Raw genomic sequence first — 19,823 nt, 5'->3', positions numbered from 1 at the left:
GTGGAGCCATTGGGCCCGCCCGGCTCGTCCAGGGCAGTAAACCGGAATCGGGACAAAGGTCCCTAACCGCCGATGTCCCCGTCTGTGCAGGCTGGCCCGGTCCGCCCGCAGGAAAGGCCGCGCCTTGTTCCGAAACGCCCAGAGCGGCCGGCAGCCGATCGGCCTCCGGCCGGTCGAACGGCTCAAGCGCTCCACCACCACACCGGGCGGCAAGAAGCCGCGCCGCCCCAAGCGCACCGGCTGGCGCCGGCTGATACCCACCTGGCGGATGACGCTGCTCGGCCTCGCCTCGGCGCTGCTGCTCGGCGTCGGCCTGTTCGCGCTGGGGGTCGCGCTGGTGAAGGTCCCGGACGCGCACGCCGCCGCTACCGCCCAGAGCAACACCTGGCTCTACTCCGACGGCTCGGTGATCACCCGCACCGGCCAGACCAACCGGCAGAACGTCGGCCTGGACAAGGTCTCCCCCGCCGCCCAGCACGCGGCACTGGCCGCCGAGGACCGCAACTTCTACAACGAGGGCGCCGTCAACGTGCAGGGCCTGGTCCGGGCCGCCCTCAACACCGCCAAGGGCGAGGGCACCCAGGGCGGCTCCACCATCACCCAGCAGTACGTGAAGAACACGTACCTGGACCAGAAGCAGTCGATCACCCGCAAGGTGAAGGAACTCTTCATCTCCATCAAGGTGGACGCCACCGAGAGCAAGGACGACGTCCTCTCCGGCTACCTGAACACCTCCTACTACGGGCGCGGCGCCTACGGCATCCAGGCCGCCGCCCAGGCGTACTTCGGCGTCGACGCCTCCGCGCTCAGCCCGGCCCAGGGCGCCTACCTGGCCACCCTGCTGAACGCCCCGAGCGCCTACGACGTGGCCACCGCGACCCCGGCGGGCAAGCAGAACGCCGTCAACCGCTGGAACTACGTCATGGACGGCATGGTCAAGGAGGGCTGGCTCTCCGCCGACGAGCGGGCCAAGACCACCTTCCCGGACGTCAAGGACCCGCAGCCCAACCCGGGCCTGTCCGGCCAGTCCGGCTACCTGGTGGACGCGGCCACCCAGTACCTCACCTCCAACAACGTCATCAGCGAGACCGAGCTGGCCAAGGGCGGCTACACGATCAAGCTGAGCATCGACCCGAGCCGCCAGCAGGCCCTCCAGGACTCCGTCCAGGCGCAGCTGCACGACACCCTGAACCCGGACAAGCGGAAGAAGGACGCGGCCGCCCAGGCCGGCGCCGTCTCGGTGGACCCGAAGACCGGCGCGGTCGTCGCCCTCTACGGCGGCGTCGACTACGTGAAGCACTACGTCGACAACGCCACCCGGCGCGACTACCAGGCCGGCTCGACCTTCAAGGCGATCGCGCTGGCCGCCGCCTTCGAGAACAACGCCAAGACCCAGGACGGCCGGACCATCACCCCGCGCACCGTCTACGACGGCACCAGCGGCCGCAAGGTCCGCGGCGGCAAGGGCACCCCGTACGCGCCGCCGAACGAGGGCGACAAGAGCTACGGCCAGATCAGCCTTCAGCAGGCCGTCGACTGGTCGGTCAACTCGGCCTTCGCCCAGCTCGCGCAGGACACCGGTCTGCAGAAGGTCAAGGACACCGGCATCGCGCTGGGCCTGCCCGGCAGCACCCCGGGCCTGGACCCGGTGCCCTCCATCCCGCTGGGCGCGGCCACCCCGAGCGTGCTCGACATGGCCGGCGTCTACGCCACGCTGGACAACGGCGGCAAGCAGATCACCCCGTGGCTGGTGCAGTCGGTGGACCAGGCCGGCGAGGCCGTGCAGCTGCCCGCGCACAAGACCACCCAGGCGATCAGCACGGACACCGCCAACCGGGTCACCTCGATGCTCCAGGGCGTGGTGAGCGACCCGGGCGGCACCGGCTTCCGAGCCCAGGCGCTGGGTCGCCCGGTGGCGGGCAAGACCGGCACCACCGACGACCAGAAGTCCGTCTGGTTCGTCGGCTACACCCCCGAGCTGGTCACCTCGGTGGCACTGTTCGGCCAGGACCCGGGCACCGGCGCCCAGGTCAGCCTGAGCGGCGTCGGCGGGATCAACGGCGCGGCGGGCGGCCAGTTCCCGGCGCAGATCTGGACCAGCTACATGAAGGCCGCGCTCAAGGGCCAGCCGGTCAGCGACTTCCCGACCCCGGCGGACGGCGGCGACTCCGGCGCCACCGACCTGCCGACCGCCCCGAGCACGCCGAGCGGCACCCCGTCGACCGGCAGCGCCACGCCGAGCACCGGCGCCGGTTCCGGCAACGGCTCCGGCAACGGGCAGGGCGACACCTCCGGCGCGGGCTCCTCCGGCGGCTCGGGTTCGGGTTCCGGCTCCGGTACCGGTGGCGGCACCGGGCCGACCACGGACCCGACCGGGCAGCCCACCACCCAGCCCACCTCGCGGCCCACCGGCCGACCGACCACCCGGCCGACGCCGACCACCCAGCCCACCACGGGCCCGACCGGCCAGCCGACCACCCAGCCCACCGGCGGGACGGACGCGCTCTCGGGGGCGGGGGCCAGGACCGGGAACTGACCGGCTCCGGGCCGCACCGCCGACACACCGACGCCCGCCGACCACCGACCTCGCTCGGTGGTCGGCGGGCGTCGGTGTGAGGGCGCCTTTACGGACAGTTGGAACCAGGACCGAATGACGAAATGGCGCCTTACCGAAGCGTTGGTATGACTGTCAGAATGCGCCAGTGCACAGATCAACGGCCTCGCCCACCCTCCCACCAGGCCGAACCCTCGGCCTCGGCCTCGCGCTGGTGTCCGCCTTCGCGTTCGGCGGCTCCGGCACCGCGGCCAAGCCGCTGATCGAGGCCGGGCTCTCCCCCATGCACGTGGTGTGGCTCCGGGTCACCGGCGCGGCCGTGGCCCTACTGCCGATCGCCTACCGGCACCGGGACGCCGTCCTGCGCCGCCCCGGCCTGATGCTCGGCTTCGGCCTGCTCGCCGTGGCCGGTGTCCAGGCCTGCTACTTCGCCGCGATCTCCCGCATCCCGGTCGGCGTCGCCCTGCTCATCGAGTACCTCGGGCCGCCGCTGCTGATCGGCTACGTCAAGTTCGTCCAGCGCAAGCCGATCACCCGGGGCGCTGCCATCGGTGCCGGCGTCGCGGTGGCCGGGCTGGCCTGCGTGGTGGAGGTCTGGAACGGCCTGAGCTTCGACGCGCTGGGCGTGCTGTTCGGCCTCGGCGCGGCCTTCTGCCAGGTCGGCTACTTCCTGCTCGCCGACGCCGGCCGCCGGGGCGAGCGCCCGGTCGACCCGCTGGCCGTCAGCGCGTTCGGGCTGCTGATCGGCGCCGTGCTGCTCACCGTCCTCACCCGGCCCTGGCAGGCCGACTGGAGCCTGCTCGGCGGGTCCGTGGTGATGAACGGGCACAGCCTGCCCGCGCTGATCCCGGCCGCCTGGATGGTGCTGATCGCGACCGTGCTCGCCTACCTCACCGGCGTCATCTCCGTCGGCTACCTCTCGCCGCCGGTCGCCGGGGTGGTGGCCAACCTGGAGGCGGTCGTCGCCACCGTGCTGGCCTGGGTCCTGCTCGGCGAGCACCTGGGACTGCCGCAGGTCACGGGCGGTCTGCTGGTGCTGGCGGGCGCGGTCGCCGCGCAGACCAGCAAGCCGCCGGCGGTGGAGGAGGCGGTTGCGGAGGACGGCAGCGGCGGAGCGGTCACCGTCGCCGGTTCCGCTCCCGTCACCGGTTCCGCTCCCGTCGCCGCTGCGGGGGCGACGGGCCTGGGGGCGACGGGCCTGGGGGCAACGGCCTCCGGGGCGATGACCTCGGGTGCGACGGCCTCCGGGGCCGCCGGCGCGGACCTCTAGTCCGGCCGGGTCAGCGGCCGGTCCAGCCGAACCAGTCGACGTGACCGATCGGCCACACCACGGCCGACACCGGACCGACCACGTTGCCCACCGGCACGGCGCCGCCGCCCGGGCCCTGCCGGTGCCAGCGGGAGTCCGCCGAGTCGCTCCGGTGGTCGCCCTCGACCCAGATGTAGCCCGAGGGCACCGTCACCGGGCCGAAGTCCATGCCCGCGCAGGAGTCGTCACCGGGGTGCAGGTACGGCTCGTCGACCTTCTTGCCGTTGACGGTCAGTGTGGTGCCGGCGCACTGCACGGTCTCCCCGCCGGTCGCGATGACCCGCTTGACCAGGTAGTTGTCGTCCTTCGGCGGCACCAGCCCGACGAAGCTCAGCACCGAACTCACCGCGTTGGTGAACGGGTTCGAGTCGACCGGCTGCGGCGGCAGCCAGTTCCCCGGGTCCTTGAACACCACCGGCTGCCCCGGCTCCGGCTCCCAGCCGGTCAACGGCGCGAGCTTGTTCACGCCGACCCGGTCGCCGACCCGCAGGGTGTTCTCCATCGAGCCGGACGGGATGGTGAAGACCTGGAACAGGCAGGTCTTGATCAGCAGCGCGACCACCAGCCCGACGACCACCATCACCGGCAGCTCGATCCACCACGGCCGGGGCCGACGCCCCGCCCGGCGGGCCTTGCGACCACGCGGACCGCCGGCCCGGCGGCGGGCCTCGGCGCGGCCACCGGGCGCGTCCTGGTCGTTCCCGGCGATCGGTACGGCCGGTACGGCTGACACGGCGGGTTCGCTGGGAGCTCCGCTGGGCGTTTCGGGCAGGTTCACCGCCATCGTCGCTGCTCCACCTCTCCGGCTGGGGGAACCTGCACGCTACGCCAACCGGGGAGCCGCACGAAATCCGGGACTTAGCCGCCCCCGACATCACCGGACCGCGGGCCGCCGCCGGAGGGCGGCCCCGGTCGCCGTCGGTTCACGCCGGCCGGGAGGCTGCCGCTGCGGGCGGACCGGGGCCCTCGCCGGCCCCGGTCCGCCCTCAGCGGTGGCGCGTTCAGGCGCGGGCGATGGCCTCGTGGTGGCGGATGACCTCGGCGATGATGAAGTTCAGGAACTTCTCCGCGAAGACCGGGTCGAGCTTGGCCCCGGCGGCCAGCTCCCGCAGCCGCTTGATCTGGTCGCGCTCCCTGGCCGGGTCGGCCGGCGGCAGCTTGTGCTCGGCCTTGAGCCGACCGACCCGCTGGGTCGCCTTGAAGCGCTCGGCCAGCATGTGGACCACCGCGGCGTCGATGTTGTCGATGCTCTCGCGCAGGCTGGTCAGCTCCGCCCGTACCGCGTCGTCGATCCCCTCGGGCGCGCCGGCGTCGGGGGTCGTGGGCTGGTCCGTCATCGGGGCGGCTCCCGGTGTCTGGGGTGGGCGCCCGACCGTACGGCGGCCGGGCTCGGGCCCCGGCAAATCTAACAGGGCCCCCGCGCCGGACCGCCACCGTTCGGGGGAACCGTCCGGCATCCGGACAGCCGACGGACCGTCCGCCGCCCGGCTCCGCGACGGGGCTGCCCGTAGGGTGGTGCGTGCATGACCGGAGTGACGACCCAGCAGTCCCTCAGCACTGGAGGAACCGATCGTGGCAACCACCCGCACCGCCCGCACCGCCTGGGAGGGCGACCTCCTGCACGGCAAGGGGCAGGTGACCTTCGCCTCCTCCGGGATCGGCGAGTACCCCGTCTCCTGGCCGGCCCGCGCCGAGGAGCCCAACGGCAAGACCAGCCCCGAGGAACTCATCGCGGCCGCCCACTCCGCCTGCTTCTCGATGGCGCTCTCGCACGGCCTCACCGGCGCCGGGACCCCGCCCACCAGCCTGGACACCCAGGCCGACGTCACCTTCCAGCCCGGCACCGGTATCACCGGCATCCACCTGACCGTCACCGGCGAGGTGCCCGGGCTGGACGAGGCCGGCTTCGTCCGCGCCGCCGAGGACGCCAAGGCCAATTGCCCGGTCAGCCAGGCCCTGACCGGCACCACCATCACCCTCACGGCCAAGCTGGCCTGACCGCCGCCCCGGCCCGGCCGGGGCGCACCCCGGTCCCGCCCCCGGCGCGCAATCGGCGCCCGGGGCGTGGCTTCGGCGCACGCGCCCCCGACGCACCTCAGGTGAGGTGTACCGGGGGCGTCCGAACGTTCCGCCATGCATGATCACAAACGGGGCGAATCACCCTGCCGGCGGTCACCGCGCGTTGCCGTCGCGGCCTATGATCGGCCGAAGCGCCCTGTTCTCCACCCGGGTCCCCGCGCGACAACGCCCCACGGCGGACGCCCCGCAGCGGACCGACCCCGAGGCCCCGACAGAGTGCGGAGCCGGCCACCGGAATCCCGATCGGCCAGGCGGACCATCGTCAAGTGTCAGCAGCGGACGGGAGCATGCCGTGCCGGGCCAGAACGAGGGGGCCGACGCACACCACCCAGGCGTGCGACACGAGGAATCGTCACACCACCGCCACCTCGCAGCGCCGGCCGCCTCCCCCGCCGCGGCCGCGGCCGCGGCAACGGCCACGGCCACGGCTACGGCCACGGCTACGGCTACGGCCTGCGGCACCCTGGAGGACCCGGGGGTGCTGCTCTGCCCGACCTGCTCGGCCCCGCTGGCGGACGGCCCGCACTCCGGTGCCGTCACCGCCCCCGGCGGGCCGGACGGCGGCCCCGACCGACTGCTGGCGGCGCTCCGGGCCAGTGAGTCCCGGTTCCGCGCCGCCTTCTGCGATGCCGTCATCGGCATGGCGCTGATCGACCCCGAGGACCGGATCATCGAGGTCAACCCCGCCTTCGCCGCCCTGATCGGCCGCGACGTCGGCGAGCTGGCCCGCACCCACCTGCACGAGATCATCGACCCGGAGGGCCTGCCGCACCGGCTCTTCGCCGGGCTCGTCCACGGCGGGCGGGAACGGTTCCGGGTGGAGAAGCAGCTGCGGCACCGCGAGGGCCACACGGTCTGGAGCAAGGTGACCGTCTCGCTGATCCGGGACCCTGCCGGGCAGCCGCTCTACACCCTCGCGCTGGTCGAGGACCTCACCGAGCAGCGCCGGCTCGGCGACCGCCTGGAGTACCAGGCCCTGCACGACCCGCTGACCCGGCTGCCCAACCGGACCTTCTTCTTCGAACGGCTCGACGCCGCCTGCCTGCCGGGCACCGGGGACCAGCGCACGGCTCCCGAGTCGGTGGCGGCCGTGGCTGCGCCGGTTGCGGCGGACGGACGGCGGGTGGGCGTCTGCTACCTGGACCTGGACGGCTTCGCCGCGATCAACGAGACCCTCGGCCACCACGTCGGCGACCAGCTGCTGATCGCCGTCGCCGCCCGGCTGCGGAGCGGCTTCTCCGTACCGGACACCCACCTGGTGGCCCGGATGGGCGGCGACGAGTTCGCCGTCCTGGTCAGCGACAGCACCGACAGCGCGCAGCTGACCGCCCTGGCCGACCGGATCCTGGAGGTGCTGGAACGTCCCTTCGACGTCGCCGGACACCGGCTGGTGATCACCGCCAGCGTCGGCGTCGTCGAACGGTCCGTGCACGAGACCACCCCGACCGACCTGGTCAAGGACGCCGACGCCACTCTCTACTGGTCCAAGGCCGACGGCCGTGCCCGCTGGACCCTCTACGACCCGGACCGCGGCGCCCACCAGCTCACCCGCCAGCGCCTCGCCACCGCGCTGCGGCCGGCCCTGGAGCGCGGCGAGTTCACCATCGAGTACCAGCCGCTGGTCGGCCTGGCCGACGGCACGGTGCACGGCGCCGAGGCACTGGTCCGCTGGCGCCACCCCCGGTACGGGACGCTCTCCCCCGACCGCTTCATCCCGCTCGCCGAGGAGTCCGGCGCCATCGTGCCGCTCGGCAAGTGGGTGCTGGAGGAGTCCTGCCGACAGGCCCGGCAGTGGCTCACCGAGTTCCCGGACACCGAGACCTTCGTGAGCGTCAACCTGGCGGCCCGCCAGATCTGGGACTCCGACGTGGTCGCCGACGTCGCCCGCGCCCTCGAACGCACCGGCCTGCCCGCCCGGCTGCTCCAGCTGGAGATCACCGAGAGCGCCCTGCTCGGCCCCGGCGGCCGACCGCTGCAGGCCCTGCAGGCGCTCGCCGACATGGGCGTGCGGATCGCGATCGACGACTTCGGCACCGGCTACTCCAACCTGGCCTACCTCTCCCGACTGCCGGTGCACGTCCTGAAGCTCGACGGGACGTTCATCGAGGGCTTCCGCGACCCGGCGCCGGTCGCGGCCGCGGGCACGGCGGCGACGGACCGACCTGGCGGGTCCGGCGGGCCGGACCGGTCTGGCGGACCAGGCGGGCCTGACCGGTCGGCTCTTCCGGCACTCCGCTCCCGGCGCAGCGACGCGGACGAGCAGATCGTCGGCGCGATGGTGCAGCTGGCCCACACCCTCGGCCTGACCGTCACCGCCGAGGGCATCGAGAGCGCCGCCCAGGCCGAGCGGCTCCGGCTCACCGGCTGCGACACCGCCCAGGGCTGGTACTTCGCCCGGCCCGGCGAGGCCGAACTGGTCGCGGCCATACTCCGGGAGGGCCGCCCCGCCCCGACCGGCCGTCCTTGACGGTCCGGCCCTGACGGTCCGGCCCTGACGGTCCGGCCTTGGCGGTCAGACCGTCAGGCCGTGGCGGCAAGGCCGTACGCCTCGGCGATCAGGCCGTAGGAACGGAGCCGGGCCTCGTGGCCGTGGATGTGCGAGGTGACCATCAGCTCGTCCACCCCGGTCCGCTTGCGCAGGGCCTCCAGCCCGTCCGCGACCTGGCCCGGGGCGCCCAGCACCACGTTGTCGAGCCAGCTGTCGATGAAGTCCGCCTCGACCGGGCTGTACGGGTAGTCCTCCGCCTCCTCCGGGGTGGGGATCGGACCGGGGTTGCCGCGCCGCAGCCGGAGCATGCCGAGGGCCGCGGAACGGGCGAGCCGGCGGGCGGCGCTCTCGTCGTCGGCGGCGACGGCGCTCACGCCGATCAGCGCGTACGGCTCGTCGAGCACGGCGGAGGGTCGGAAGGACGCCCGGTACAGATCCAGGGCCGGGACGGTGTTGGCGCTGCTGAAGTGGTGGGCGAAGGCGAACGGCAGGCCGAGTCGGCCGGCCAGCTGGGCGCTGAAGCCGGAGGACCCGAGTAGCCAGACCGGCGGGCGGCCCTCGCCCTTGGGCACGGCGGTCAGCCGCTCGTACGGGTGGCCGGAGGGGAAGTCGCCGTCCAGGAAGTGGGTCAGTTCGGAGAGTTGCAGCGGGAAGTCGTCCGCGCCCTCGCTGACGCCACGGCGCAGCGCCCGGGCGGTGGCGGGGTCGGTGCCGGGGGCGCGGCCGAGCCCGAGGTCGATCCGGCCCGGGTGCAGGGCCTCCAGCAGACCGAACTGCTCGGCGATGGCCAGCGGTGCGTGGTTGGGGAGCATGACGCCGCCGGAGCCGAGCCGGAGCGTCGTGGTGTGGGCCCCGAGGTGGGCGAGCAGGACGGCCGGGGTCGAGCTGGCCACTCCGGGCATGCCGTGGTGCTCGGCGACCCAGAAGCGGTGGTACCCCCACTGCTCGGCCCGGCGGGCCAGTTCGGTGGTGGCGGCCAGGGCCTCGCTGGGCGTGTAGCCGACGCCGACGGTGGCCAGGTCGAGGATCGAGAGCGGAGCGGGGGCCGTGCCGCGGGCGGTGCCCCGGATCGCCTCACTGGCCCCCGGCCCGGTTCCGTGCTCCTGCTGGTCCTCGGTGGTCATGCCGTCCGCCCTCCTGGCTGTGGTGGTCCGGCTCTTCTCCGAGCCGGGCCGTCGTGGGCGGCCGCGCGGGCCTCGGAGGCCCGGCGGTCGCTGCTGCCGACGGACGTCAACCACCGCCGCGGGCCCACTGTTCCCGTGCCGGGCGCTCGATGCAGGTGAGATCCCGGTGAGTTCCGGGTGAGTTCGGGGCGCGGTTCGACAGCCGACCGAATGAGATTCGCGTGAGTTTCCGCTGCGTCGCGGCCGGTTCGCGCCGGCCGGCCGACCGACCGTTCGGATGACTCAGAGCCAGCGGGCGGACACGGATGGCGACTTCACGCCAGGGTCGGAAGTCGCCAGCCGCAGCGCTCGCGATCGACCGCGGGCATCGGGCAGGCTGGCGATCAGGAGCTGGATCATCGAGCGGATCCGCGTTCCGTCAGCAAGGTCGCCGGGCTGGACCAGCACCGGACGATCCCTGCGAGCCCTCGGCGCGGCACCCCGCCCCGGGGGCTCGTTCCGTTTCCGGTGCTCCTTCCCCACCCTCACCCGCCGGCCCGTCGCGGCCGAACCCGGAGCCCCGTCCGCCCGCGGACGGGCGTGCTGCGCGACCGAACCCTGAAGCCGCGGTCCCCTGGTGTGACCTCCGCCGCCCCGGGGTGCTTCATGAGATGAAAAGTCGAGGCGCTAGCGTTGACCTCAGAGCCACCTGCTCCACCAGGGCGGCGTGGAGGGAGTAAGGCCTTGAACTTCGTGGCGGCGATCGGATCCTCGTGGATCTGCGCCCTTGCGCTCTTCGCCGTACTCGGCGACGCGCTACTCCCCTTCATCCCGAGCGGCACCCTGGTCATCCTGGCCGTGCTCAAGACGGCTCAGATCAATGGCGCTCCGATAATGCTCGGCCTGGGCGTGGCGGTGGCCTCCTTCCTCGGCGACCTCCTGTTGCTGCACCTCGCACGGCGCGGCGCCCCGGTGTTGCAGCGCAGACTGGCCCAGCGTCCGAAACTGGCGGCCAGCGTCGCCAGGGTCCAGCAGTCACTGGTCGAGCGCCCGCACGGCGGGGCGGCCGCGATGGTCGTGGTCGCACGGTTCGTCCCGGCCGGGCGAACCGTCCTGGACCTGGCCATCGGCCATTCCCCCGCCCATCCGCATCGCTTCCTGCACTGGTCGGCGCTGGCGGCGCTGGTCTGGGCCGCCTACATCGTGACGCTGGGCTGGCTGAACAGCCACTGGTTCAACACGGCCTGGCTGAGTCTGGCCGTGTCCTGCGCGGCGGCGACCGCCATCAGCACCGCGATCGCGCGAATAGTGCGTCGCAACCGGCGGCTGGCCGCACTCTGACCGGTCCCGGACGATCGGCGCGATCCGGCCACGGGGCTCCGTCAGGAGCACAATTTTCCCTTAAGGGCGATGGCCCGTACCGAGCGCTGACGAACTCTGACCAAGCGGGACAGATCGGCGGTACCGTACTCCCCTGACGCCGTGCGGTGCGAAGCGTCACAGGACCGCAACAGACGACGAATCCCTGCAGCCCGGCCGGGCGTTCCCCGCGTGTTGACTGTCGTCGGAGCCGGGCGACCTTGGAAACCGCTGCGGCGACATGACATGCTAACGGCGGAATATTCATCAATTGCCCGATTTGACCGGTCCGGCCCCGGGCCGCCCTCACCACCGGTCATCGGCACCCAGGGGAGACCATGACCAGCATCTCGCGCAGGACGGTGCTCAGTGCAACCGCGGCGACCGCAGCCCTCGGCGCGGTCTCGGCCTGTTCCAGCGGCGGATCCGGTTCGGGGCAGAACTCCACCTCACCTTCCTCCGGCGGCAATGGGAACTCAGGCCAGTCCGGCACCACCGACCCGACCCAGGCCGTAGTGCCCAAGGGCAGCCCGATCGGTGACGGCTCCAACGCGGACACCGGCCCGCAGCCGAACCAGCCCAAGCCCGAGAAGCTCAAGCCCGGCGAGCGCCCGCCGCAGTTCGTGGTGTTCTCCTGGGACGGCGCGGGCGGCACCGACGACGGCCAGTTCCCGCGCTTCCTCAAGCTGGCGGAGCAGTACAAGGCCACGATGACCTTCTTCCTCTCCGGCATCTACGCCCTGCCCAAGGGCAAGTCCCAGATGTACCACCCGCCGAAGCACGCGGTCGGCGCCTCCGACATCCCGTACCTGTCGGACGGCGCGGTCAAGAGCACCCTCAAGCTCGTCAGCCAGGCCTGGCTGGCCGGACACGAGATCGGCACCCACTTCAACGGGCACTTCTGCTCCAGCCGTCCGGACAAGAACGGGGTCAACATGTGGACCCCGGAGGACTGGCAGAGCGAGATCGACCAGGCGATCTCCTTCGTCACCCAGTGGCGGACCAACACCGGCTTCACCGACGTCGACCCGCTGCCCTTCGACTACAAGAAGGAGCTCATCGGCGGCCGCACCCCATGCCTGGAGGGCCAGAAGGCGCTGCTGCCGACCATCGCCAAGCTGGGCTGGAAGTACGACGCCAGCTCCGCCGGTGGTCTGCAGATATGGCCGCAGAAAGTGCAGGACGGCAAGATATGGGACTTCCCGCTGCAGTCCATCCCCTTCCCCGGGCACACCTTCCAGGTGCTGTCGATGGACTACAACATCCTGGCCAACCAGTCCAGCGGCAGCACCAAGGGCGACCCGTCCAAGTACAACGACTGGCGGACCCAGGCCACCAACTCCTACCTGGCCGGCTTCGAACGCGCCTACAACAGCAACCGCGCACCGTTCTTCGTCGGCAACCACTTCGAGCAGTGGAACGGCGGCATCTACATGGACGCCGTCGAAGAGGCCCTCAAGGCCATCGCCGGCAAGCCCGAGGTCCGGCTGGTCTCGTTCAAGCAGCTGGTCGAATGGCTGGAGGTGCAGGACCAGTCGACCCTGCGCAAGCTGCGCACCCTCAACGTCGGCCAGGCACCGGCGGGCGGCTGGGAGGGCTTCCTCGGCGCGGCGGGCTGACCCGCCCGGGGGCGGACCGGACTCGACCGGACCCGGCAGGCCCGGACCGGAACGGACGGACCGGCGGGACTGGACCGACGGGATCGGGGCGACGAGGCTTGGACTGACCGTTACGGTCGGCGGGTGTTCGCACTCCTCCGGCCGCGGCCGTTCCGGCTCGGGGCGACTACGCTCCGCGCGATGCAGGTGTCGGCGGCCGGTGACCTCGCCAACTGGATGATCCCGGGCCGGATGGTCAAGGGCATGGGCGGCGCGATGGACCTGGTGCACGGCGCCCGCCGGCTGGTGGTCGTGATGGAGCACACCGCCCGGGACGGCTCTCCGAAGATCGTCCGGGAGCTCACGCAACCGGCCACCAGCCGCCGAAAACCGCAACGCCCCACCCGGCCGGATCACTTACGGGGAGACAACTCCCCCCGGTGATCCGGCCGTTCGCTTTCCCGCCGGGACATCGTCCAACCACCACCGGACCGAATTCTTCTGCATTAGCACCATGGCAAGCCACCGTGGCCAGGAACCGTAGTATCTTCACGCCTGAGCGGCGATCGTCTGGTGGAGCGGTTGCGATCGGCGTTACGCTCCAGGAGAGTTGAGCAAGCCGGGGATTCCTTCACGCCCGCTGGGGAAGCCGGGGAGTGCATCGGGCTCCCGCATTCGGAGCCGCCGAGCCGGCCCGCGACCGAACCGGTCGCACACACTCCGCGTGTCGGGCTCCATGCGCCGGATTCCGGTGTCAGAGCATGTCGGAGCACGTCGGAGTGTGTCAGAGCGCGTCGAGGCGTGTCTGACAGCCCGGCGCCCTGGGAACGCCCGCAGTTCGCCGGGCCGCGTTCCGCCCGAGCGGCTCTGGGCCAGTCCGGGCCGCTCCGGGGCGGGCAACGCCAAGCACAGCACGTCGCAACACTCCGGGGGGAGCACGCCATGACCACGCCGTCCTCGCAGCGAAAGGACGAACGCAACCGAGCCGGTCGCCGGGGCCGCCGCCGAGGCGCCGGGCCGCTGGACGAGAGCGCGTTACGCGCCATACCGGTGCCCGAAGCCCCGTACGACTACGGTCACTTCAGCCGTCTGGCGGGTCCGGCGGTCGATCCGGACGAGGACCGGGAGCTCGGCGGGGGTGTCTACCGACCGGAACCGGGCGCCAACCGACTCCCGGACGCCGACGTCGGCGGCGGCGTCCGGGAGTCCGCCGGCGCGGAACCGGCCGCCCCCTACCGGGTGCAGTACCGGAGCCTGCTACGCCACGAGCCGCACCGGATCCGGGCCGCCCTGCTGCTGCTGGCCGCGCCGCTGGTGGAGATGATCCTGCTGGTCTGGCTGCTGTTGCCGGAGCACTGGCCGGAGCGTCCCGACGAGACCAACACCCTGGTGCTGCTGGGCGACAAGGTGATGATCGGGATCATCGCCGTGGTCGAGGTGTTCCGGCTGGTCAACGTCGTCTCCAACACCCACGCCACCCTGGTGGCCCGCGATCCGATACCGGTGACGCCGGAGTCCGGCACCCGGGTCGCGTTCCTCACCACCCGCGTGCCGGGCAAGGAACCGCCGGAGATGGTGCGGGCCACCCTGACGGCGGCCCGTGCGGTGCGGCACGAAGGACCGTACGAGGTCTGGCTGTTGGACGAGGGAAACGATCCTGCAATGCAGTCCCTGTGCGCCGAACTGGGCGTCCGGCACTTCAGCCGCGCCGGGCACCCGCACTGGAACCGGCCGAAGGGGCGGTTCCGCGCCCGGACCAAGCACGGCAACTACAACGCCTGGCTCCAGGCCCACGGCGACGACTACGACTTCTGGGTGTCCGTCGACACCGACCACGTACCGCTGCCCGACTTCTGCGAGCGCATGCTCGGCTACTTCCGCGATCCGGACGTCGCATTCGTGGTCGGCCCCCAGGTGTACGGGAACTACCGCAGCTCGGGATCGGCCGTCACCAAATTCTCGGAGAGCCAGCAGTACCTCTTCCACGCACTCATCCAGCGCGCCGGAAACCGTTACGGCGCACCGATGTTCGTCGGAACCAACAACGCCGTGAGAATCCGCGCGCTCCAGTCGATCGGCGGGTTGTACGACTCCATCACGGAGGACATGGCGACCGGTCTGGAGTTCCACCGGAGCCGCAACCCGGAGACCGGAGACCGCTGGAAGTCCGTGTACACCCCGGACGTGCTCGCGGTGGGCGAAGGCCCGGCCTCCTGGACCGACTTCTTCTCCCAGCAACTGCGCTGGAGCCGCGGCACCTACGAGACCCTGCTCCGCCAGTACTGGCGGGTGCTCTGGCAACTGTCGCCCGGCCGGGCGCTCAACTACACGCTGATGGTGGGCTTCTACCCGATGGCGGCGCTCACCTGGCTGCTCGGCGGGGTGTCCAGTGTGCTCTACCTGGGCTTCGGCGCCTCCGGCGTGCACGTCTCCTCGGAGCTCTGGATGATGCTCTACAGCGACGCCGCCGCGCTCCAACTCCTGCTCTACACCTGGAACCGCAAGCACAACGTGAGCCCGCACGAGCCGGCCGGCTCCTCCGGGGTCGCGGGCATGGTGATGTCGGCGCTCTGCGGCCCGGTGTACGCGGCCTCGCTGCTCCAGGCGCTGGTACGCCGCCGCAACCGCTTCGTGGTGACGCCCAAGGGCAGTTCGGCCAGCACCGACGGGCTCCGGACCTTCCGCTACCACCTGTTCTGGGCCCTGGTGTTCGGCGGTGCGGTGGCCGCGTCCTTCCACACCGGCTACGACCACGTCGCGATGCGCACCTGGGCCTGCATCGCCCTGGTCCTGACCGTGCTGCCGCTGCTGATCTCGGCCGGCGACGCCGTCCGCCGCCGGCGCACCCCGCCCACCGCCACCCTCACCGTGACCGGAGGGCCGTCGGCCACCCCCAGGGTCGTCCTGGAGAAGCGCCACCCGCGCCACGCCCGTACCGCCGCCGCGCCCCCGGCGGCGAGGGTCGCGGCGGCGAGGGTCCCGGCGCAGGGGGCACGTCCGGGCCCGGACGGGCTCGACAGCCCGACGCTGCAACTGCGCCTGGCCACACTCGACGACCACGCCGACGGCGACCGCACGCCCGGCAGTCACGCCCACGGCGACCACGCGCCCGGCAGCCAAGCACACGACGGCCGCACCCCCGGCCGGCAGCCGCCCGACCACGCCCAGAGCGGCACGCCCACCCACTGAGCCAGTCCCGCCCGCCTCCCGAGGGGATCACCACCGTGAAGATCCACAAGACCGGCCGCACCAAGCGCTTCGCCCTCGGCAGCACCGTCGCGCTGACCGTCGCCGGGATGAACGCCCCCGCCGTCCTCGGTTTCGCCAGCAGCCAGTACCACCAGTACGTGATCAACCGCCCCGAGTACAAGGCGCAGTACGGCCACTGGCAGACCCTGACGCTGCCCGCCGAGTTCCGGGTCAACGCCGTCCACGCCACCCTGCTGCGCACCGGCAAGGTGCTCATCGTGGCCGGCTCCGGCAACGACGAGAAGCAGTTCAACGCGGGCACCTTCAAGAGCCTGCTCTGGGACCCGGCGAAGAACACCTACAAGCTGATACCCACCCCCGCCGACATGTTCTGCGGCGGCCACGCCTCCCTCCCGGACGGCCGGGTGCTGGTGGCCGGCGGCACCCAGCGGTACGAGAAGCTGGAAGGCGCGGTGAAGAAGGCGGCCGGCGTGATGCGGGTGCGCAACGAGAGCCCGGAGCACGACCGCACCTTCCCCAAGGGCACCGTGTTCGTCGCCCCCAACGGCCGCGAGTACGCCAGCACCGTCGAGGTGACCGTCCCCGCCGCGACCAAGAGCGGCTCCGGGAAGCAGACCGTGGTCACCGCCGGCGAGCAGCACGTGTTCGTGGAGGCGGTCGGCACGGGCACCGACTACGTGACCAACTCCCCCGCCCAGTACCGGGTCAAGGGCCTGACCGGCGTCGACGCGCACAACCTGTACGGGCAGAGCGAGAAGCTGACCCTGGACAAGCAGGAATACCAGGGCATCCGCTCCGCCTTCGAGTTCAACCCGGACACCGAGCTGTACGAGCAGGTCACCGACATGGCGCACGCCCGCTGGTACCCGACCCTGACCGGGCTGGGCGACGGCCGGGTGGTCACCGTCTCCGGCCTGGACGACACCGGGCAGATCCTCGACGGCAACGAGAACGAGGTCTACGACCCGAAGTCCAAGACCTGGGCCAAGGCCCCCGACCGCTACTTCCCGACCTACCCGTCCATCTTCCTGACGGCGAGCGGCAAGCTCTTCTACTCCGGTTCCAACGCGGGCTACGGCCCCGCCGACAAGGGCCGCGAGCCCGGTGTGTGGGACCTCTCGAACGACGCCTTCCAGCCCGTGCCCGGCCTGCGCGACCCCAACCTGACCGAGACCTCCTCCTCGGTGCTGCTGCCGCCCGCGCAGGCGCAGAAGGTCATGGTGCTCGGCGGCGGGGGGGTGGGCGAGTCCCCGCTGTCCACGGCCCGCACCGACATCGTCGACCTGTCCGCCCCCGCGCCCGCCTTCACTCCGGGCCCGGACCTTCCGGCCGGCGGCACCCGCTACCTCAACAGCGTGATCCTCCCGGACGACACCGTGTTCACCACCGGCGGCTCCAGCGGCTACCGCGGCCGGGGCGACAGCGACCTGCCCAAGGCGCAGGTGTACCACCCGACTTCGAACAGCTTCAGCACCGCCGCCGAGCCCGCCGTCGGCCGCGACTACCACTCCGAGGCGCTGCTGCTGCCGGACGGCCGGGTCGCCGTCCTGGGCTCCAACCCGCTGTTCGCCGACAAGGCCGAGACCCAGCCCGGCGGCTTCGAGCAGCGCATCGAGATCTACACCCCGCCGTACCTGTACCACGGCGACCGCCCGGAGGTGACCGCGGCGCCTTCGACGGCGAAGCCCGGCGGCACCCTGAAGATCGGCACCGCCCGGCCGGACGCGGTGACCACCGCCAAGCTGATCCGGCCCAGTTCGGTGACCCACGCGACCGACGTCGAGCAACGCTCGGTCGCCCTGGACGTCACCGGCCGCACCGCCGACGGGGTCTCGCTCACCCTTCCGGGCAACCCGAACCTGCTGCCGCCCGGCTGGTACATGCTGTTCCTGACGGACGCCGCCGGCACCCCGTCGGTCGCCCGCTGGGTCCAGGTCGCCGGCTGACAGCCGTGGCCGAACCGCCGAGCCGGTCACCGGGCGCGCGAGACACCGGGCGCGCGAGTCACCGGGCGCGCGAGTCCCCGGGCGACAGGGCAGCACGGCCGACAGCGCAGCGCCGACGGGCCGGTCAGTGCGCCGCCTGCGCCAGCCCGAGCGCGTACGGCAGCCAGAACTGGCCCGCCCGGGGCTCGCCGCGTCCGCACTCGCCGTCCGACTCCCCCGGGTTCTTGATCCACAGGTAGGCGTCCACCCCGGGCCGCCCGGTCGCGTCGGTCGGCGCCTCGCCGAGCGCCCGGCCGGGCGGGTTGCACCAGGACTCGGCGCCCGCCGAGCCGTTGCCGCTGCGGCTGGTGTCGATGACGAAGTGCTTCCCGCTCAGGGCGGCGGAGAGCCGGTTGCCGTACTCCACGTTCCGGTCGGTCGGGTAGAAGTTGGCGACGTTCACCGCGAAGCCGTCCGCCGTGGCGATGCCCGACTTGCGCAGCGCGGCGGCCATCTCCTCCGGGTCCTGGGCCCAGCCGGGGTTGCCCGCGTCGAGGTAGACCCGCACGTTGGGGTGCTTCTTCAACTCCTGGACGGCGAAGGCCAGCAGGCCGTACCGCTCGGCGGCCAGGTCGCCCTTGATCCCGCAGGTGTCCAGGGTGTGGGCGACGGCGTCCGGCTCCAGCACCACCCAGGCCCTGCGGTCGCCGAGGGCCTGGCCGATCCCGGTGATCCAGGAGCGGTAGGAGGCGGCGTCGGGCGCGCCACCGGCCGAGTACTGGCCGCAGTCGCGGTGCGGGATGTCGTAGGCGACGAAGACGGCCGTCCGGCCGGCCTCGGCGGCCCGCCGGCTCACCTGGTCGGCGATCTCCCGGGCGCCCTGCTCGCCGAGCCACTGGGAGGAGGGCTGGGCGGCGATCCGCAGCAGGGTGTCGGCCTCGGCCGAGCGGCCCTGGCCGCGCAGCGCGGCGACCTGCTGGGCGGCATTGGTCTGGTCGGAGACGTAGAAGGCCTGCCCGGGAAGCTGGTCGAGGCCGGCGGAGCCACCCGTCGGGCGCACGGCTGAGGCGCCGGGAGCGCCGGGGCCACTGCTCGCCGCACCGCCGTCCGCACCGCTGCAGCCGGAGACCGCAAGCATCGTCAGACCCGCGATCAGCGCCGCCCACCGAACCGTTCCCACCCGTCCCACCCCGCGCACGTACCGCCCCTCCGAGCCGACTCCCGCCCCCGTCGGACCGCTCCGACGACCGGTCGGCTCCAGCTAAGCACACCCCACCCCGGCGGACGGTCGTCGGCGGTGAACGGCAAGTGGCCGTGGGCGAACGGGAATCCGAACCCGTCCACCCGCGGCCACCACACCGGACCGGACCGGCGGGGCCCGGTCGGCCACCGGCCGGGCCCCGCCGGACACCAGCCCGACTGCGCGTCAGTCCTGCTTCAGGTTCGGCACCCGCCAGTCGATCGGCTCGCCGCCGAAGCCGGCCAGCGCCGTGTTGATCTGCGAGAACGGGCGGCTGCCGAAGAACAGCTTGGCCGACAGCGGCGACGGGTGCGCGCCCTGGACCACCACGTGCTTCTCGGTGTCGATCAGCGGCAGCTTCTTCTTGGCGTAGTTGCCCCACAGCACGAAGACCACCGGCTCCTCGCGCTCGCTCACCACCTTGATCACCGCGTCGGTGAACTTCTCCCAGCCCTTGGCCTTGTGCGAGTTGGCCTCGTGCGCACGGACCGTGAGCACCGCGTTGAGCAGCAGCACGCCCTGCTCGGCCCAGTGCATCAGGTAGCCGTTGTCCGGGGCGGGGATGCCGAGGTCGGCGTCCATCTCCTTGAAGATGTTGCGCAGCGAGGGCGGCGTCTTCGTCCCGGGCAGCACCGAGAAGCTCATGCCGTGGGCCTGGCCGTTGTCGTGGTACGGGTCCTGACCGAGGACGAGCACCCGGACCTTCTCGTACGGGGTGGCCTCCAGCGCGGCGAACTCCTGGCCGCTCGGCGGGAACACCTCGTGCTCCGCGCGCTGGGCCGCCACGAAGGCCGCCAGCTCCGCGAAGTACGGCTTCTCCGTCTCGGCACCGAGCACCGCACGCCAGGACTCGGGCAGCTCCAGCCCGCCGTCCCCGCCGGCCTCGACCAAGCCCGCCTCGACCGTGTCCGTCACGACATCTACCTCCCACACCGCGGCTGCTGCGCCGCCCGCCCTC

13 protein-coding genes and 1 pseudogene are annotated in these 19,823 nt (G+C 72.4%); 9 read left to right on the top strand and 5 right to left on the bottom strand.

Annotated features, from left to right (window positions below):
• The first annotated feature begins 124 nt into the window (after positions 1-124).
• Positions 125-2,536 (top strand): transglycosylase domain-containing protein, encoded by a 2,412-nt coding sequence (locus ACZ47G_RS24185; RefSeq protein WP_465745831.1) that lies wholly within the window; start codon positions 125-127, stop codon positions 2,534-2,536.
• Between the two features lie 166 nt (positions 2,537-2,702).
• The gene (locus ACZ47G_RS24180) at positions 2,703-3,824 is read left to right on the top strand and encodes an EamA family transporter (protein ID WP_465745829.1); all 1,122 of its coding nucleotides are present in this window, start codon (positions 2,703-2,705) and stop codon (positions 3,822-3,824) included.
• 10 nt (positions 3,825-3,834) lie between these two features.
• On the opposite strand, the gene lepB is transcribed toward ACZ47G_RS24180, so the two are convergent.
• Both lepB and ACZ47G_RS24170 read right to left on the bottom strand, forming a co-directional pair.
• On the bottom strand, positions 3,835-4,596 hold the full coding sequence (gene lepB / locus ACZ47G_RS24175) for a signal peptidase I (RefSeq protein WP_465745827.1): 762 nt from the start codon (positions 4,594-4,596) through the stop codon (positions 3,835-3,837).
• 268 nt (positions 4,597-4,864) lie between these two features.
• On the bottom strand, positions 4,865-5,200 hold the full coding sequence (locus ACZ47G_RS24170) for a chorismate mutase (protein WP_465745825.1): 336 nt from the start codon (positions 5,198-5,200) through the stop codon (positions 4,865-4,867).
• Between the two features lie 235 nt (positions 5,201-5,435).
• On the opposite strand from ACZ47G_RS24170, the gene ACZ47G_RS24165 reads away from it, so the two are divergent.
• Positions 5,436-5,861 (top strand): OsmC family protein, encoded by a 426-nt coding sequence (locus tag ACZ47G_RS24165; RefSeq protein ID WP_465745823.1) that lies wholly within the window; start codon positions 5,436-5,438, stop codon positions 5,859-5,861.
• A gap of 559 nt (positions 5,862-6,420) precedes the next feature.
• Complete coding sequence (locus ACZ47G_RS24160; RefSeq protein WP_465745821.1) at positions 6,421-8,409, top strand: putative bifunctional diguanylate cyclase/phosphodiesterase; 1,989 nt, start codon at positions 6,421-6,423, stop codon at positions 8,407-8,409.
• Between the two features lie 53 nt (positions 8,410-8,462).
• Here the strand turns inward: ACZ47G_RS24160 and ACZ47G_RS24155 are convergent, their stop codons facing one another.
• Positions 8,463-9,554: an LLM class flavin-dependent oxidoreductase gene (locus ACZ47G_RS24155; protein WP_465745819.1), complete on the bottom strand. Its 1,092-nt coding sequence runs from the start codon at positions 9,552-9,554 to the stop codon at positions 8,463-8,465.
• A 732-nt stretch (positions 9,555-10,286) separates the two neighbouring features.
• On the opposite strand from ACZ47G_RS24155, the gene ACZ47G_RS24150 reads away from it, so the two are divergent.
• The 5 genes and pseudogenes from ACZ47G_RS24150 to glxA all read left to right on the top strand — a co-directional run bounded on the left by ACZ47G_RS24150 (position 10,287) and on the right by glxA (position 17,646).
• Positions 10,287-10,874, top strand: coding sequence for a DedA family protein (locus tag ACZ47G_RS24150; protein WP_465745943.1), 588 nt, complete (start codon positions 10,287-10,289; stop codon positions 10,872-10,874).
• 356 nt (positions 10,875-11,230) lie between these two features.
• A complete protein-coding gene (locus ACZ47G_RS24145) occupies positions 11,231-12,511 on the top strand; it encodes a polysaccharide deacetylase family protein (RefSeq protein ID WP_465745817.1) in 1,281 nt (426 codons plus the stop codon).
• Positions 12,512-12,682: 171 nt separating this feature from the next.
• Positions 12,683-12,874 (top strand): annotated as a pseudogene (locus ACZ47G_RS24140) (CoA-transferase); the annotation flags it as partial.
• A gap of 558 nt (positions 12,875-13,432) precedes the next feature.
• Positions 13,433-15,679, top strand: coding sequence for a glycosyltransferase family 2 protein (locus ACZ47G_RS24135; protein WP_465745815.1), 2,247 nt, complete (start codon positions 13,433-13,435; stop codon positions 15,677-15,679).
• A 35-nt stretch (positions 15,680-15,714) separates the two neighbouring features.
• Positions 15,715-17,646 carry a radical copper oxidase GlxA gene (glxA, locus tag ACZ47G_RS24130; RefSeq protein WP_465745813.1) on the top strand — a complete coding sequence of 644 codons (1,932 nt, stop codon included), beginning with the start codon at positions 15,715-15,717 and terminating at the stop codon, positions 17,644-17,646.
• A 124-nt stretch (positions 17,647-17,770) separates the two neighbouring features.
• Here the strand turns inward: glxA and ACZ47G_RS24125 are convergent, their stop codons facing one another.
• Together ACZ47G_RS24125 and ACZ47G_RS24120 are read right to left on the bottom strand one after the other, a co-directional pair.
• The gene (locus ACZ47G_RS24125) at positions 17,771-18,805 is read right to left on the bottom strand and encodes a glycoside hydrolase family 6 protein (protein ID WP_465745811.1); all 1,035 of its coding nucleotides are present in this window, start codon (positions 18,803-18,805) and stop codon (positions 17,771-17,773) included.
• 246 nt (positions 18,806-19,051) lie between these two features.
• The gene (locus ACZ47G_RS24120) at positions 19,052-19,780 is read right to left on the bottom strand and encodes a uracil-DNA glycosylase (protein WP_465745809.1); all 729 of its coding nucleotides are present in this window, start codon (positions 19,778-19,780) and stop codon (positions 19,052-19,054) included.
• Positions 19,781-19,823: the final 43 nt, after the last annotated feature.

This window comes from Kitasatospora sp. NPDC030952 (assembly GCF_055571335.1).
This window is presented reverse-complemented; position numbering and strand designations above follow the sequence as displayed.